Origin of the sequence: Aeromonas lacus (assembly GCF_000764665.1) — a bacterium.
Taxonomy (GTDB): domain Bacteria; phylum Pseudomonadota; class Gammaproteobacteria; order Enterobacterales; family Aeromonadaceae; genus Aeromonas; species Aeromonas lacus.
The window spans coordinates 1-856 of the sequence record NZ_JRGM01000114.1 but is presented as its reverse complement, the minus strand read 5'-3'; the positions used below and the strand labels follow the sequence as shown (position 1 = coordinate 856).

General features: G+C 38.8%; 1 protein-coding gene. It reads left to right on the top strand.

The window, feature by feature from the left end; all coding sequences use genetic code 11:
- Positions 1-36: 36 nt before the first annotated feature.
- The coding region (locus LG31_RS20920; protein ID WP_238567502.1) for an ATP-dependent DNA helicase at positions 37-856 on the top strand (820 nt) is incomplete at its 3' end.

Here is an 856-nt window from a genome sequence, read left to right as displayed (position 1 = left end):
CTATTGAGGTGTATTCCTAACTCTGCACATGTAATTATGTTAGGCGATATTGGGCAACTTCCACCTGTAGATTTCGGTCTTGTTTTCCATGAACTGGTGCCAATACACGACATTCCAAAAATCACACTAACAGAGGTTCGTCGGCAAGATAAACTCTCAAACATTCCTGCTATTTCAGCCTCTATCCGTAATGGTGTTCTTCCAACATTTAGCTACGATGATGTCGTCCATATTGATATCAATGGAGCCAATGCAATTCAAAAGAGAGCAGTCTCAATATATTTAGAAAAACCTGATGAAACACAAATAATTTGCGCTACAACCAAAATGGTTAATGATATAAATAAACGCTGCGTAGCATTGAATAACAGTAAACCATTAAAGGTATTTATAGAAGAAGCAAATCACTATTTAGATACTGAGTTTAAACTACATGACAAAGTAATGTGTTGCTCCAACCTTTATGCTCATGACCTGATGAATGGTTCCATAGGAACCATTTGCCAAGTTTACAACGTAATGAAAATTATACATAATGATAGCAACGATGAACCTTTGTCTAGCTTTGGCAAGATTCTATGGGATGACGGCATAGAACGAGAGATCTCGTTGGATATAATCAATGCCCTTCGCCACGCTTATGCTATGACGATTCACAAGAGTCAGGGTTCACAGTTTAAGCAAGTCATCATTGTTCTGGATAAGGCCCCAAATATTGATCGAACAATGTGTTATACCGCGATTACACGAGCCGTAGAAAAGGTCTACTTGATCGGGCCTCTGAATATTCTGAGCCAAGCACTAACACATGAGTCAGCGAGCAAACGAAATGTTGATCTTGGACATAAGGTTAAAG